Annotated in this window: 17 protein-coding genes; all 17 read left to right on the top strand. The window is 59.0% G+C overall.

Annotated elements, in window-relative coordinates:
- The gene (locus tag ACT6VE_RS06480) at positions 1 to 1,359 is read left to right on the top strand and encodes a phage major capsid protein (protein WP_444797780.1); all 1,359 of its coding nucleotides are present in this window, start codon (positions 1 to 3) and stop codon (positions 1,357 to 1,359) included.
- A 55-nt stretch (positions 1,360 to 1,414) separates the two neighbouring features.
- Positions 1,415 to 1,846, top strand: a complete 432-nt coding sequence (locus tag ACT6VE_RS06485; protein WP_444797781.1) for a hypothetical protein — start codon at positions 1,415 to 1,417, stop codon at positions 1,844 to 1,846.
- A gap of 8 nt (positions 1,847 to 1,854) precedes the next feature.
- The gene (locus ACT6VE_RS06490; protein WP_444797782.1) at positions 1,855 to 2,067 is read left to right on the top strand and encodes a hypothetical protein; all 213 of its coding nucleotides are present in this window, start codon (positions 1,855 to 1,857) and stop codon (positions 2,065 to 2,067) included.
- A 3-nt stretch (positions 2,068 to 2,070) separates the two neighbouring features.
- Positions 2,071 to 2,664, top strand: coding sequence for a head-tail connector protein (locus ACT6VE_RS06495; RefSeq protein WP_444797783.1), 594 nt, complete (start codon positions 2,071 to 2,073; stop codon positions 2,662 to 2,664).
- A gap of 12 nt (positions 2,665 to 2,676) precedes the next feature.
- Positions 2,677 to 3,081 carry a hypothetical protein gene (locus tag ACT6VE_RS06500; protein ID WP_444797784.1) on the top strand — a complete coding sequence of 135 codons (405 nt, stop codon included), beginning with the start codon at positions 2,677 to 2,679 and terminating at the stop codon, positions 3,079 to 3,081.
- Positions 3,082 to 3,231: 150 nt separating this feature from the next.
- Complete coding sequence (locus ACT6VE_RS06505) at positions 3,232 to 3,588, top strand: head-tail adaptor protein (protein ID WP_444797785.1); 357 nt, start codon at positions 3,232 to 3,234, stop codon at positions 3,586 to 3,588.
- A 22-nt stretch (positions 3,589 to 3,610) separates the two neighbouring features.
- Positions 3,611 to 4,102 carry an HK97 gp10 family phage protein gene (locus ACT6VE_RS06510; protein ID WP_444797786.1) on the top strand — a complete coding sequence of 164 codons (492 nt, stop codon included), beginning with the start codon at positions 3,611 to 3,613 and terminating at the stop codon, positions 4,100 to 4,102.
- On the top strand, positions 4,099 to 4,515 hold the full coding sequence (locus ACT6VE_RS06515) for a DUF3168 domain-containing protein (RefSeq protein WP_444797787.1): 417 nt from the start codon (positions 4,099 to 4,101) through the stop codon (positions 4,513 to 4,515). The genes ACT6VE_RS06510 and ACT6VE_RS06515 overlap by 4 nt, the downstream gene beginning before the upstream one ends.
- A gap of 61 nt (positions 4,516 to 4,576) precedes the next feature.
- Positions 4,577 to 5,008 carry a phage tail tube protein gene (locus tag ACT6VE_RS06520; RefSeq protein WP_444797788.1) on the top strand — a complete coding sequence of 144 codons (432 nt, stop codon included), beginning with the start codon at positions 4,577 to 4,579 and terminating at the stop codon, positions 5,006 to 5,008.
- Between the two features lie 3 nt (positions 5,009 to 5,011).
- On the top strand, positions 5,012 to 5,401 hold the full coding sequence (locus ACT6VE_RS06525; protein WP_444797789.1) for a hypothetical protein: 390 nt from the start codon (positions 5,012 to 5,014) through the stop codon (positions 5,399 to 5,401).
- On the top strand, positions 5,398 to 5,607 hold the full coding sequence (locus tag ACT6VE_RS06530) for a phage tail assembly chaperone (RefSeq protein ID WP_444797900.1): 210 nt from the start codon (positions 5,398 to 5,400) through the stop codon (positions 5,605 to 5,607). The genes ACT6VE_RS06525 and ACT6VE_RS06530 overlap by 4 nt, the downstream gene beginning before the upstream one ends.
- 686 nt (positions 5,608 to 6,293) lie before the next feature.
- Positions 6,294 to 9,362: a phage tail length tape measure family protein gene (locus tag ACT6VE_RS06535; protein WP_444797790.1), complete on the top strand. Its 3,069-nt coding sequence runs from the start codon at positions 6,294 to 6,296 to the stop codon at positions 9,360 to 9,362.
- Positions 9,363 to 9,365: 3 nt separating this feature from the next.
- Positions 9,366 to 10,088, top strand: a complete 723-nt coding sequence (locus ACT6VE_RS06540; protein WP_444797791.1) for a hypothetical protein — start codon at positions 9,366 to 9,368, stop codon at positions 10,086 to 10,088.
- Positions 10,089 to 10,304, top strand: coding sequence for a hypothetical protein (locus tag ACT6VE_RS06545; RefSeq protein ID WP_444797792.1), 216 nt, complete (start codon positions 10,089 to 10,091; stop codon positions 10,302 to 10,304).
- A gap of 64 nt (positions 10,305 to 10,368) precedes the next feature.
- Positions 10,369 to 10,968 carry a hypothetical protein gene (locus ACT6VE_RS06550; protein ID WP_444797793.1) on the top strand — a complete coding sequence of 200 codons (600 nt, stop codon included), beginning with the start codon at positions 10,369 to 10,371 and terminating at the stop codon, positions 10,966 to 10,968.
- Between the two features lie 14 nt (positions 10,969 to 10,982).
- Complete coding sequence (locus tag ACT6VE_RS06555; RefSeq protein WP_444797794.1) at positions 10,983 to 11,399, top strand: DUF6950 family protein; 417 nt, start codon at positions 10,983 to 10,985, stop codon at positions 11,397 to 11,399.
- Positions 11,396 to 13,636 carry a hypothetical protein gene (locus ACT6VE_RS06560; protein ID WP_444797795.1) on the top strand — a complete coding sequence of 747 codons (2,241 nt, stop codon included), beginning with the start codon at positions 11,396 to 11,398 and terminating at the stop codon, positions 13,634 to 13,636. Before ACT6VE_RS06555 ends, ACT6VE_RS06560 begins: the two co-directional genes overlap by 4 nt.
- Positions 13,637 to 13,646: the final 10 nt, after the last annotated feature.

The raw sequence follows: 13,646 nt of genomic DNA on the forward strand, positions 1-13,646 counted from the left end.
ATGACCATTACTGCACAGGTTGCCGAGCAGATCACTGCCGACATCAAGAAGTTCGGCGACGACGTAAAGACGCTGAACGACAACACTCAGCGTGAACTCAAGGCAATGCGCGACGAGATCGACGCATCCGGCAAGAAGTTCGACCCGCTGGTCACTGAAAAACTGGACAAGTATGCTGCGTCCATCGAGACCAAGCATCTCGCCCTGGAAAAGGGCCTGCAGGCTGTCAACGACAACGTCGAGAAGGTTGAAGCTGTCCTGAAGCGCCCCGGCGTTGCTGGCGGTTGGGCTGGTGAAGAAGCTGTTGCCGACGCTAAGGCGGCATTCGAGTTTGCCAAGGCGAAGCTGATCGCTCGCGGCGACCTGAAGCCGAACACCGTAGTTGAGGGTGACGTAGAGTCGTATTCGGCTTACGCCAAGGCATTCGCACCTTACATGCGCGCCCGATCCGACGCTGCAATGCCCGCAGAATTCCAGGCTGCGATGCAGACCGGTTCCGATCCGGACGGCGGCTACCTCGTCCCGAAGACGGTTTCCAGCCGTATCATCAAGAAGATCTACGAGACTTCCAACCTTCGCGCTCTCGCCACTGTCGAGACGATCGGCGGCAAGGAGCTCGAGATTCCGCGCGACGAAGGCGAATTCGGCTATGGTGGCTGGGTCGGTGAGACCACTGCTCCTTCCGAAACCACAACTTCGCAGCTCGGCGTGTCGAAGATCTTCGCTCACGAGATGTTCGCGGAGCCTCGCGTTACCCAGAATATGCTGGAAGACGCTGGCCTGGATATCGAGGCTTGGGTCGCAAACAAGGTCGGCGAGAAGATGGGTCGCATCGAAGCGACCGCCTTCTTCACCGGCACGGGTGTCAATCAGCCGCGCGGTCTTCTGACCTACGGCAACGGCACGGCCAATGGCACGATCGAGCAGGTCATCTCCGGCGGTGCCACCAGCATCACGTCGGACGCACTGTACAACCTCGTGTTTCAGCTCAAGGACTACTACACCCAGAACGCCAACTTCCTGATGAAGCGCACGACTGTCCGCGAAGTCATGAAGCTCAAGGACGGCCAGAACAACTATCTCTGGCAGATGGGCGACATCAAGGGTGGCCAGCCGGCCACTATCCTGGGCTTCCCGGTCAATCGCTGCGAAGACATGCCGACTATTGCTGCTTCCAGCCTGTCGGTTGCCTTCGGCGACTTCAAGGCCGCCTACACGATCGTTGATCGCCTCGGCCTCACGCTGCTCCGCGACAACCTGACGGCGAAGCCGTATGTCAAGTTCTACAATCGCCGCCGCGTTGGTGGTGACGTTGTGAACTTCGAAGCTGTCAAGCTCATGGTCACTTCGGCCTCGTAAGCCACTCGGGGCGCCTTGCGCGCCCCTTTTCATCATTCGAAAAGGAGTTCGGCTTATGGCCAAATTTGACCTGCACAATCATATTGCGCCGAAGCGCGGCATTTCGCCCGCAGCGGCTGTTACTGACAACACTGCGATCGTTTCGCAGATCGTTGATACTCGCGGCTTCGGCGCTGTGGAGTTTCTTCTCCTCACCGGTTCGCTTGCGGACGCCGACGCGACCTTCACGGTTCTTGTCGAAGACGGTGACGCATCCAACCTTTCCGATGCGGCTGCTGTCGTAGATGCGGAACTGCTTGGCACCGAGGCGCTTGCTGCACCGCTCTTCTCTGACGACAACAAGGTCTTCAAGATCGGCTACATCGGCAACAAGCGCTATGCCCGCGTAACGGTTACGCCTGCAGCCAACACAGGCGACGTGTACGTCTCCGGTGTTTGGGTTCTCGGCCATCCGATTCTCGGCCCGACGGCCAATCCCCCGGCCTAATGGCTACTGTGCTTCAGCCGTTCGCTTTCGCGGCGAACGGCTTCACGGTTGAATACCTGAATGTGGGTGACAACCGTGACTTTGGCTCAGCGGCAGAAGGCCTGGCTGCGGCCGGCATGATTTCGGTCGATGCTGTTGCGGCAGCCATCGAAGAGGATGCCCCGACAATTGTCGTGACGCCACCGATGAGTTCCAAAAAGCCCCTCCAGAAGCGCAGGTGATGAATGCTCAAGCTAGTGACGCCTGCCGCAGCGCCCGTTGTGTCACTGGCTGATGCAAAACGTCATCTCCGCGTGCTGCATGATGACGACGATGGATACATCGAGGCGCTTGTCGAAACGGCCATTGGTTTAATCGATGGCGCTGACGGGTGGCTTGGGCGAGCGCTTGGTGAGCAGACATGGGAGTATTCCCTTGATCGGTTCCCGTGCTCCGACGTCTATGGTCGAACCGGACGCATCAACATCCCTTTGGCACCGCTGATTTCGGTTGATACGGTCGAATACACCGGGTCGGATGGTGTTGATGCAGTCATCACGGGGTTCAGGCCGTTCGGGATAGGGTCCACTCAGCCTGGGTACATCCTCCCGGCTATCGGTAATTCCTGGCCATCGACGATCTGTGAGCCAGAAGTGGTGCGTATCGCCTTCAAGGCGGGTTACGAAGACCTACCAGTTGGCATAAAGCACGCGATTCTGCTGATGATCGGCCACTGGTATGAGAACCGCGAAGACATCTCCGACGGCAAACTAGTCGAGCTACCCTTGGCCTCCAAGGCACTCCTGATGCCGCATAGAAATTGGCGCCACGCGCTCTAGAAGGATTTTACCATGGCAGACCTGACGATCACCGCCGCATCCGTTGTGGCCGGCACGAACTCCACGCGCGACCACGGCACGGCAGGCGAGACGATCGCAGCCGGCAAGGCTGTGTTTTTGGACGCGACCACCAACAAGTGGATGCTTTCGGACAACAACGGCACGGGCACGCGCACGGTGCAGGCGATTGCGCTGAATGGCGCCAGCCTTAACCAGCCGGTTGCGCTCCACAAGAGCGGCGACATTACGATCGGCGCGACGATCACTGCCGGCATTGCCTACTACCTGTCCGGAACAGCCGGTGGCATTTGTCCGGTCGCCGACCTGGCGAGCGGCATGGATCCGATTCTAATCGGTATCGCGAAGTCGGCAACGGTTCTGGCGGTCGACATCCAGGATCCTGGCGTAACGCTCTAATGCCCTGGATCCGGTTCACCAAGGATCATAACTGGGTGCAACCGGCTTTCACCATCGCCTACAAGGCGGGCATGCACCTGAATGTCACGCGCGCATGCGCTGACGAAGCTGTGACGGCCGGCAAGGCTGTTCGAGCGAAGAGGCCGGTTGATGGCAAAGAAGCCGAGTAGTGGCGCCTTGCGCGTCAAGCTGCACTTTCAGAATCGCCCGCTTGTCGATGACGGCATGGGCAATGAGCAATCTGGCCCATGGGAAACGGTCTTCAGCGACTACGCCGAGCTTATCCCAATGCGCGGCGGAGAAACCGTCATTGCAGCCCGCCTGACGGGCGTACAGCCGTATATCGTGCGCGTGCGCAGTCACACTGCCAGCCGTGAGATATCGCCGTCCTGGAGGGCCGTGGACGCCCGCAATCCGAAGCGCGTGCTGAACATCAGAACGGTTTCCGACCCGGATGAAAAGAACGCCTGGCTCGACATGATGACCGACGATGGCGTCGCGACCTGACGGGGCGACATAGGGGACAGAGATGGCGCTGAAGGCCACAATAACCGGCAAGGACGCGCTATTCCGTCGGCTTACGCAGGTCGCGCCTAACGTCGCGAAATACGCCACGGAAGCGAAGCGCAAGGCCGGCGACGAACTGGCTGATGCGATCCGGCTGAAGGCGCCCACGGGCGCCACGCTGGAGTACATGGAAAGCATCGAGGCCGACGAGCTCGCCAACCGTCCGCATCAGGAGCGCGTGAGCAAGGCTGCGGCCAAGGATCCGACTGCGGTCGGGCTGTTCGCTGAATACATTTACAGATTCTTGGAATTTGGCACGGCTCCGCACAATACTGCCAAGGGCGGCGGAACAGTCCTTGGCCAGATGGCACATAGAGAAGGCGGCGGGACTCAGCATCCGGGAACTGCCGCACAACCACACATCTTTCCGACTTACCGGGCCATGCGCCCAAAAATCGTGAAGCGCATCCGCGCCGCGGTGAATAGAGGCGTTCGGGAGGCTATGAAGAAATGAGTCCCGAACTGGAATTGCAGGACGCCATAGTGCCTTGGCTGAAGGCCGACACGGCGCTTATGAACCTCGTTAACGGCGTCTATGACCAGCCGCCCACGAATGCGTGGGCTACGCCAAAGCTTGGCTATGTCACGCTGGGTGAGGCGCAATTCATCCGAGACGACGCAACATGCATCGAAGGCGGTGACGTCTACCTGACGATGCATGCGTGGTCGCGGAAAGTCGGGTTTCCTGCCGTGAAGGCGATCGCATTTGCGGTCTCTGAGTCGCTGCATATGGCGCCCCTGGCGCTGGCATCGTGGCGACTCGTATCGATCATGCACCGAGGGACGCGCGTTTTCCGCGACCCCGACGGACTGACCAGCCACGCCGTCATTGAGCTGCGTGCGAAAGTACACAAGCCGCTGTCCTAGGACCGGGCATTCCTCAAAATCGAACTGAAGAACGTCCGGCTCGTCCGGCGAAGGAGAGACTATGGCAGACGGCGAACAGCTCGGCAGGCTTTTGCTCATCAAACTCGGCGACGGAGCGACGCCGGAAGTATTCACCAATCTTTGCGGCCTGAAGGATCGTAGCTTCGACCTTTCGGCCAATACGGTCGACACCACGAAGCCGAGTTGCACCAATCCCGGCGGCCCTGTGCAGAAGACCGGACGGCCCGGTATCACGAGCCGCACCTTCTCCGGATCCGGCACGTTCGTGTCGAGCTCGATCATGAAAGCGTTCATGGGCAAGGTCATCAATACGACCGTGTTCAACGCTCAGGTGGTCGTTCCTGGTCTCGGCACGTTCGAAGGCCCGTATTTCGCAACGAACTTCACGTTCGATGGCGGCATGGAAGACGACCTGCAGTTCAATGGCACCTTCGAAGCTGCCGGCGAGCTCTCCTTCACGGCAGAGGCATAATCCATGGCTAAAGAGGAGAAAAAGACCGTAGCCGTAGCTACCCCGACGAAACCCTTCCCGCTGCCCGTCAATGGGGCGCGCGGGGAGGTATCTCTGTGGATCGGCGACGTTCCGCTGGTTGTTGCTGCCACGATGGGCGGACTTTCCGCGGTCTCGACGCGGCTGGAGTGTAAGAGCTTCCAGGATCTGTTCGTCCGACTGTCTGGCGTCGAGGCCGCCGCGACGCTCGCCGGCATCGAACTGCTGACTGTGAACGGCGATCGGCTGGCCGCCATCGATCGTTTAAGGTTGAAGCATTTCCCGTCGTGTGCTGCGGCGTTTTCAACGGCGCTGGCCCATCATTTCGATGATGGTGACGAGGGAAACGTGGAAGCCGTCGAAAAGGCGGCATAAAGCGCAAAGAAGACCCGTTCCCCTGGCGTGATTGGATGCGTCTAGGCCTTGGCGGGCTGCAGTGGCGTCACCAGGATTTCTGGGATGCCACGCTCACCGAGTTCTTTCAGGCCATCCATGGTCGAAACGAGGCGAATGGCGCGGAAGAAAAGCCGAAGGCGCCCACCAAGGGCGAGATGGCGGCGTTGTTGGGGAAGTATGGATAAAATGAACCCGCAAGATATCGACGACTTGGCCTATCTCACTCAAAAGTACGGCGGCAGCTTCCGAAAGGTGCCGGCTCCCTCAGAATTGGGCGTAGTTCGGCCAGATGGCAGCATAACCGTACGGTTCGTCCCGATATCTGATGCCCTAATCGTCAGCGAGAATGACAAAACTGACCGGGCGGTTTCGTAATGGAAACTCTCGATGCATCAGTAAAGGATTTCCGAGAACTCGCCATTGAACATGGTCATGCCGCTGCGGAAGTGATCGTTTTGGGGTCGGTTTGGGACGAGAATCTCCAAAGATGGCAAAAGCGCACCAGACCAGGGCAAGCCTTCGTTCAAGACAGAAGCGGCAGGGTGGTTGCCACTAGACCATAGCCGAAAGGGGGTCATTGACTTGAACCAGCAACGGCTCATCAAGACCGCCGCCGAAAAAGGCGACATTGACGGTTTTGCCATTCTCGAGTGTCAGCGTTGTGCCGTGGTTGTTGTTGATGAACCAGTTGTGGTCAGCTGATTTCGTAGGATCTATCGTCCCCGACGAACTGAAGCTCATACCTCACGGCGGCACTTTTTACGCCGTTTGAGAATGTGCCTGCACCTGCGAACTCGACCTTTTCGACCATCCCCACATCTCCTCCAAAGCCCGCCTCGCGCGGGCTTCTCTATTTTAGGATGATCCCGCCTTGGCTGACAACTCCAACGACGACATGATTATCGCCATTGGCGTTGACGTGGCGACCATCCGGCGCGGGCTGAAGAAGCTCGAGCAGGAAGTCAGCGCGTCCACCGGCAAGGTCCAGAAGCAGTTTGAGTCCGTCGGCCGCGGCATCGACAATGCCATGACGACCGCGATGCAGAACCGCATCAACGCGATGGTTGGTGTCGGTACGAAGGGCGCCAAGGAGTGGACAGGAGCGCTTGCCGACCAGGGCAAGGAGCTTGAGCGCCTGCGGGCTCGCTATAGCCCGCTGTTCTCGACGATCAACAGTTACAAGGCGTCTCAGGCTGATATCCGGCGCGCTCATTCTCTCGGCGCGATCTCTGCTGACGAGATGACTAGCGCGCTGTCACGCGAACGACAGGAAGCGCTGAAGTCCATCGCCGTTATCAAGGCGCGCAATTCTGCACTCTCTGATACACCGATCGCCCGCGGTGGGCAGGGTTTCCAAACCGCGAACATCGCGGCACAGTTTCAGGACATTGCTGTAACCTCGGCGATGGGCATGAGCCCGCTGCAGATTGCCCTACAGCAGGGCACCCAGCTTTCGTCCGTTCTTGGCACCATGGGTAACGGCAGGCAGGTGATCTCCGGCCTAGCCGCCGCGTTCACCTCGCTCATCAGCCCGGTCTCACTGGTCACCATCGGTCTTGTGGCTGGTGGTGCTGCCCTAATTCAGTACGCTTCTAGCGCAAGCAGCGTAAAGACCGCTGACGACGCCATCAAGAGCCATGCCGACACCATCGCATCGATCAAAGATGCCTATGGCACGGCTGCGGATGGTCTCGGCGACTACGTTAAAGTGAGCCAGGTCGAAGCTGCGGCTGCAGCTCGTGAAAACCTGAAAATTCAGCAGGACGTGGCCAAGGCTGCAACCGCTGAATTCAGCAAGATGATGGGCGTCCTGCAGGCCCGCACAGGTGGCGCCTCAGACGTTGCCACCCGTTTTCGACCGTTTACCGATGCAATCAGGGAATTCCGTAAAAGCGTCGCGGACGGAACACCGGACTTTGTGAGACTGCGAACCCAGATCGAGGCGATTGTTGCGACTGACCCGCAGGGACTTCGCGCTTTAGGCGATGAGCTCCTTACAAGCTCAAAGGCGGCCGCTGATGCCGATCGCCGTGTCCGTTCGGCGAAGGACGTCATAGCCGGACTCGGAAAAATCGCGCTCAATCAAACATCTGGTGTCTCTGCTCTAATTGACGCTCTAAAGGAGCTAGCTGACATAGCTGTTCCAGCGATGTCAGACGCTGAGCGCGCGCTCGCCGCGTATCGCAAAGCTATGGGTTCGGCTGAAGGTCCGGAACAACGGCGGGCTGCCGCTTCGGCCTATGACGATGCCCGTCGCCGGATCGATGACGCCAATCCGACAGTCAATAATGCCGATGGCAAGCGGGTAGGGGTTCCCACACCCGGTGACAAGCCTTCCGCACTTGACGGAGACGGCAAGGAACTCAAGAAGCAGGAAAGCGCCGCTCAGAAAGCGGCCAACGCCTACCGCGATCTTATCAAATCGGCGAACGACCGTATCGGCCAACTGCAGCTCGAGATGGAGCTAACCGGCCAGTATGGCGTTGCGACGGACGCAGCGCGCTTCCGGTTAGAGTTGCTTCAGCAGGCAGAAGACAAGGGCCGGTCTCTCGGCGCCACCCAAAAGGCCGAGATTGAGCAGAAGGTTGCGCTGTACGAGAAATACTCCCAGGCGCTGTCCGAAACCAAGCTACAGCAAGACCTGCTGAACGCCGCCCGCTTCAATTCTCTGTCGCAGGCCGACCAGAAGGTTGTCTCGACGCTTCGGCAGTATGGCCTTCCGGAAGACCTCGGCAGCAAAAACGCTCAATCGATCCGGCAGTCGTTGCAAAGCGAAGATATCAAGGACAGTGTTTCCAGCTTCCTTGGTGATTTCAAGAGTGCGCTACTGGAAAATGGTGGCGATATCGGCGAGGCCTTTGGTAAGGCCCTGCTGAACAGCCTCATGAAATCCATGGATAAGCAGTGGGAAGCGATCTTCAATCTGATCGGTTCCGGCATTGCGTCCAGCCTTACCGGCAAGGGCGGTGTCGCAAGTACAGCGGCAGCCTCCGTCGCCAGCACCTTCGCCGCTCCAGTGGGGGCCGTGTCTCGTTCGGCGTTGCCGGCCGTGGGCGCGGGTGGCAACATGGCTGCCTATCGTGCTGCCATCTCACAGATTGAAAGCGGCGGAAACTATGGTGCCCTTGGTCCCGTAACCAGGAATGGGGATCGGGCATACGGCAAGTACCAGATGATGGGCAACAACATCGGCCCATGGTCGAAAGATGCGCTTGGGCGCTCCATTTCGTCTGACGAGTTCCTGAAAAACCCAGCCCTTCAGGACCAGATTTTCGACAACCAGTTTGGTGGCTACGTCAATAAGTACGGCCCTTCTGGCGCCGCCCAGGCATGGTTCGGTGGTCCCGGTTCTGTTGGGAAGGGCGGAATGGGGCAAGACGTCCTCGGGACGTCGGGTAACTCCTACGTCAAGATGTTCGAGACGAACGTCTCAAAAATGGGGAGCGTTGCTGGCGAGGCCACGAAAGGCCTAGGTGGTCTAAACGGTGGTCTTGCGGCTATTGCCCAGAACTTCGGCGGCGCGGCCGGCGGAATAGACCTTGGCGGTCTATTCTCATCGTCCTTCAAGCCGAACACGACGCTTACGAACTTCCTCGCGGGTGTACCGGGATTTGCGGCGGGTACAAACTCCGCGCCAAAGGGCGTTGCTCTTGTTGGCGAGAAGGGTCCAGAGCTAGTCCGCTTCCGTGGCGGCGAGCAGGTCATCCCGAACAACCAGATCAACGCCCCCCGCGCGCCACGCCTCAACGCTTCTGGCGGCCCTCGTATGGTTCGCAACGAAACAGCGCTGACCGTCCAGATAACGGGCGCCAGCGGCGACGACCATGTCCGCATGCTTGTGAACCAGGGCGTTCAGACGGCGCTACGAGACCAGAATGAACACATGCGTCGGCAGGGGTTCGGAAACGTTCAGGCAGCGTATACCACAGACAGGGGGTAGCCTATGGCACTCACAGGCTTGCCCACGGTGAACATCGACTTTCTGGCGCCGGAGAGGGCGCCAGTTGACGTGAAGGGCGGCGCTATAGAAGGTGGCCGTCCTCTCGTTGGGGAGCCGGCTGCTTCGGAGTTATCCGGCGGCGGGTTCCTGTCGATCGCCTATGAAGGCTGCAAAATCACCACAGAAGAGCAGCACGAGTACATCAACTTCCTCGGTGCTCGGCTGAATGGCAGTTTCAGGAACGTGAACGTTCCTATTCCTACCGACTGGTGGGGGCCGTTCCCGAGGATTGGGGGCATTCGAACGCCCCTAGTTGCGGGCATACCGCATTCTGACGGATCGCTGTTTGATGTTGGTGACGACTATGTCGAGGAAACCGTCTGGGGCGAAGTGACGGCGAATGCCGCGCTACGCGCCGGAACTTTGTCGCTCACGACGACCGGCCTTAGCCGGAAGTTGCGGCATAGTGATTGGTTTTCGATCTACCATGCGACTAAGGGCTGGAGAGCCTACCGCTACTGGCAGGTGATTAGCCAGCCTGGTGGGATCAACGGTGCATATCAACTGGCCATCACGCCTCCATTGCGAGAGGCAGTGACGAGCGGCACGCGCGTTGAATTCGCTCGCCCTCGTTTTGTTGGCCGGTTTCCTGCTGATTTCACGCTGCCATCGGTAACGGAGGCGTTTTTTGTGACGAAGCAGGACATTCGGTTCGTGGAGGCATAAATGACAAGTTTTGTAACACGTGAAGAATATGACCGATTAACCGCGCGGCTGGCTGCTCTTGAGGCAAAGGATGTCGTGGTAAATGTCACGGTTTCTGACGCCGGCCTCGATGAGAAGATTGCGGAACTGGTACGCCAAAGCCTCGCGCAAGGCTGGCGTGAATTCGAACGTGGCCGGAGTTCTCGTCTAGCGGGAGATTTCTTCAACCGAGGCTAACCGACCACCACCCACAACCATCTCAAGGTCCAATCGTTGGGCCTTTCTCATTTCTGGAGGCCTGATGGATTGGGTTCCCTCCAATGTCATCGACGCGCTTGCGTCTAGTCACCAACTCGGCATTTTCACCCACATCGCCACGGTTCCTCCTCTTCGCGTCTGGTTTGGTGTCGAAGACATCCCGATCACGATCGAGAGTGTCGATGATGGGGGCGCCATCTACCAGGGCGGCGGCAGGCTTATAGGTCTCCCGACGCTCGAGGTGCTGGTCAACGGCACGGCTGACGCGGTCGAGTTCACCATGTCTGGCATCGACCCAGCCACTGGCGCCGCGGTAATCGACAGCATTCCGGCCGTACGCGGCTGCGATGTTTATGTCGGCATCACCACGCTAGACGACTACTACCAGCCGATGAGCCAGATCATCCCGCTGTGGCGCGGTACGGCTTCTCATACCACAGAGGCTAGTCCGACTGTTACGGGGCAACAGAACCGAACGACAACACTCGGCCTTGCGATAGCAGCCGGCGGCGAAACGAGAAGCCGGTCAGCGCGTTCTTTATGGTCTTCCGCACATCAAAAGGCGCTCTCGGCCACGGACAAGTTTTGCGACAACACCTCGCGCATGGCGCGCGGCGTGCATCCGGTTTGGCCGAATTACTAGCCCACGAGGCAGCCATGAAAATCAAGGGCTTTCTTTGCCTGCCGCATCGTTTTCGATGGGGCGGGGTAGGCGGCGACGACTGCATGACGTTCTGCGCTACGTGGATCCGCGAATGCACTGGCATCGACCCGGCGTCCGGCCTCCGCGGGACATACAACACGAAGGCAGAAGCCCACGCCATTCTCGCGCGCCACGGCGGTTCCCTGAATTTCATGAATGCCAAGTTGGTGCCGCACGGCTGCCGGCGGGTCGACGCGCCTCAAGACGGCGATATCGGCCTCGTCCGCATGCTCGCAGGCGAGACCTATGGCGACGTCCAGATGACGGAGGTCGGCGCTGTCCGCTTCGGCCCGCTATGGGCGTCGATCTCACCGCGTGGCGTCGTGGTGCAGCGCGCCGAAGAGATAGCCGTCTGGAGGCTCCCGATTTGAATTACTTCAACCGCGACATGCACAGCGGCGGCTACGAGCGTATGTCGTCGGAGGATATCCAGCGTCAGGTCGCGGAAATGGATGGCTACCGCACCTTCATGCGGTCGACCACCAGTCACTACGACCCGATCTTCACGCCAATCTTTGTGGGCATCGGATTTACCGGCTCCATTACCATTGGCGCCGCCACGATTACGACTGCCGCTATCGCCTCCGCCATTGCCACCACAGCGCTGTCGATCGGCCTGCAATACCTTCTGGCTCCAAAGCCTCCGAAGCCGGACGACGGCAAGCAGCCGATGATGCAGGCGATCCCGTATCGCCATTGGGTTGTGGGACGTCGCCGGCTCGCTGGAGCTTACATGCTGTGGGAGGCGAAGGGCGCCAAACTCTATGCTGTGCAGGCTATTGCTGGGCACAAGATTAGTGCCATCAACAAATATTGGCTGCATGACGACGAGGTGACGCTAGGCGTTGACGGGACCGTCAATGCGCTAGCTGACAGCCGATACAATTTGCAAGTCAAAGTCTGGAGCCGTCTGGGTCTGGCAACGGAGACCGCATACGCCGATATCGTCACGGACCTTACCGCTGAAGATGTTTGGACAACCGCCCATCGTGGCGATGGCCAGGCATCCGTTGCCATGGTTGCGACGACACCTAGGGCCAAATACTACACGACGATCTTCCCCTACGGCGCACCCCGACTTTCAGTTGAGGTGGATGGCGCTTACGTCTGGGATTTCCGGATCGATGAGGACCCGTCTAATCCGGCGGCATGGGTGTTTTCCCGCAATGCCGCGCTTATCATGGCCTGGCACCAGTGCTTTAGCGAGTTCGGCCACAGGCGAGACTACACCAAGGCCATACTCCCCGTTATCGACATGTGGAAGGACGAGGCGGACGTTTGCGACGAGGATGTACCGCTGCAGGGCGGAGGCACCGAAAAGCGCTATCTATGCGATGGTTTCGCCACCGCTGAGCATGACCCGAAGGTTGGCACGAATTCGATCCTGGCGGCCTGCGATGGGTGGCTTTGCGAGCGTGGTGACGGTGCGCTGCTCTTCGTCGTCGGCAAGTTCCGCGAGGAATATTGCACCACTCTGCGGGACCGCGATATCACCGGCTATCAGGTGCAGCACGACGTCCTATTCAAAGACGAATGCAACCGCCTCATTCCGAAGTTCACGTTTCCATCTACTGACTACACCACCTCAGATACAGACTTTTTCGAGGACACAGCGGCGCAACTGGTTGCGGGCAGGGTACTCGCTCAAGAGGCTGACTACGGGTGGTGCACCCAATGGCGTCAGGCCCGCCGACTTGGCATTCGGGATTGGCGCCGCTTTCAGCAGAAAAAGAAGGGAACGCTCGACGTGCGGCTTTGCGGCATCAATGCTGTCTATAGCCGGTGGGTCAGGATGGAAACTCCTTTGGGGCTGCCGTCCCTACATGACACCATTATCGAGAATCGCCGTTCTGTCCTGGCCCTTACGAAGGGCGGCTATACGATGGATTTCGTGCAGCATCCCGACAATATCGACGATTGGACACCCGGGACAGACGAAGGTCAGCGCCCTCCCATCCCTCCGAAACCTGCGTTTGCCGACATTCCTACGCCGGAAATCGCGACAATCCAGGTCGTTCCAAAGAGTGGCACGGTCTTTCTGCGCATTACCCTTACCGTCCCGTCAGGCGATGATGTTGACGATAAGTCGCTCGCCGTTCGCTACCGCCTTAAAGACGCTGGTGGCGCCGTTCCGGGTGAATGGGTCGAACAGATATTTACTGATTCCAGTGTGTCGAGCGGAACCATAGTCGTCAGCACGGCACCTGTGCCGGCTGATGATTTGTTGGAGTTAGAGGCTGCATACGTCTCCACGAAGGGGAAGTACGGGCTTTGGTCTATCACGGAAGAAATCTTTACGACCGCTGATCCTGTAGCACCTGGAGTCGTCACTGGCGCTAGCGCTGTTGGCGGCGTGGGACAGGCCACCATCAACTGGACGGCCCCAAACAGCTCGAACTACTCCGGTAGCCTGGTCTACTGGAATACGACCAACACCTTCGGCACGGCGACTCTCGTTTCTCCGCCAGAGTATGGCGCTCCTGGTGCCTCTGACAGCCGCACCATAACTGGCATATCCGCCGGCACTCGCTACGGCTGGGTGGTCGCAATCAATCGCTCTGGCGTGCCTGCAGCGGCTGTAGCCACCGGCTCCTTCGTCGTCTCCTAATATTCTCCGA

The sequence above is a fragment of the Shinella sp. genome, from assembly GCF_052438155.1.
Classification (GTDB): Bacteria; Pseudomonadota; Alphaproteobacteria; order Rhizobiales; family Rhizobiaceae; genus Shinella.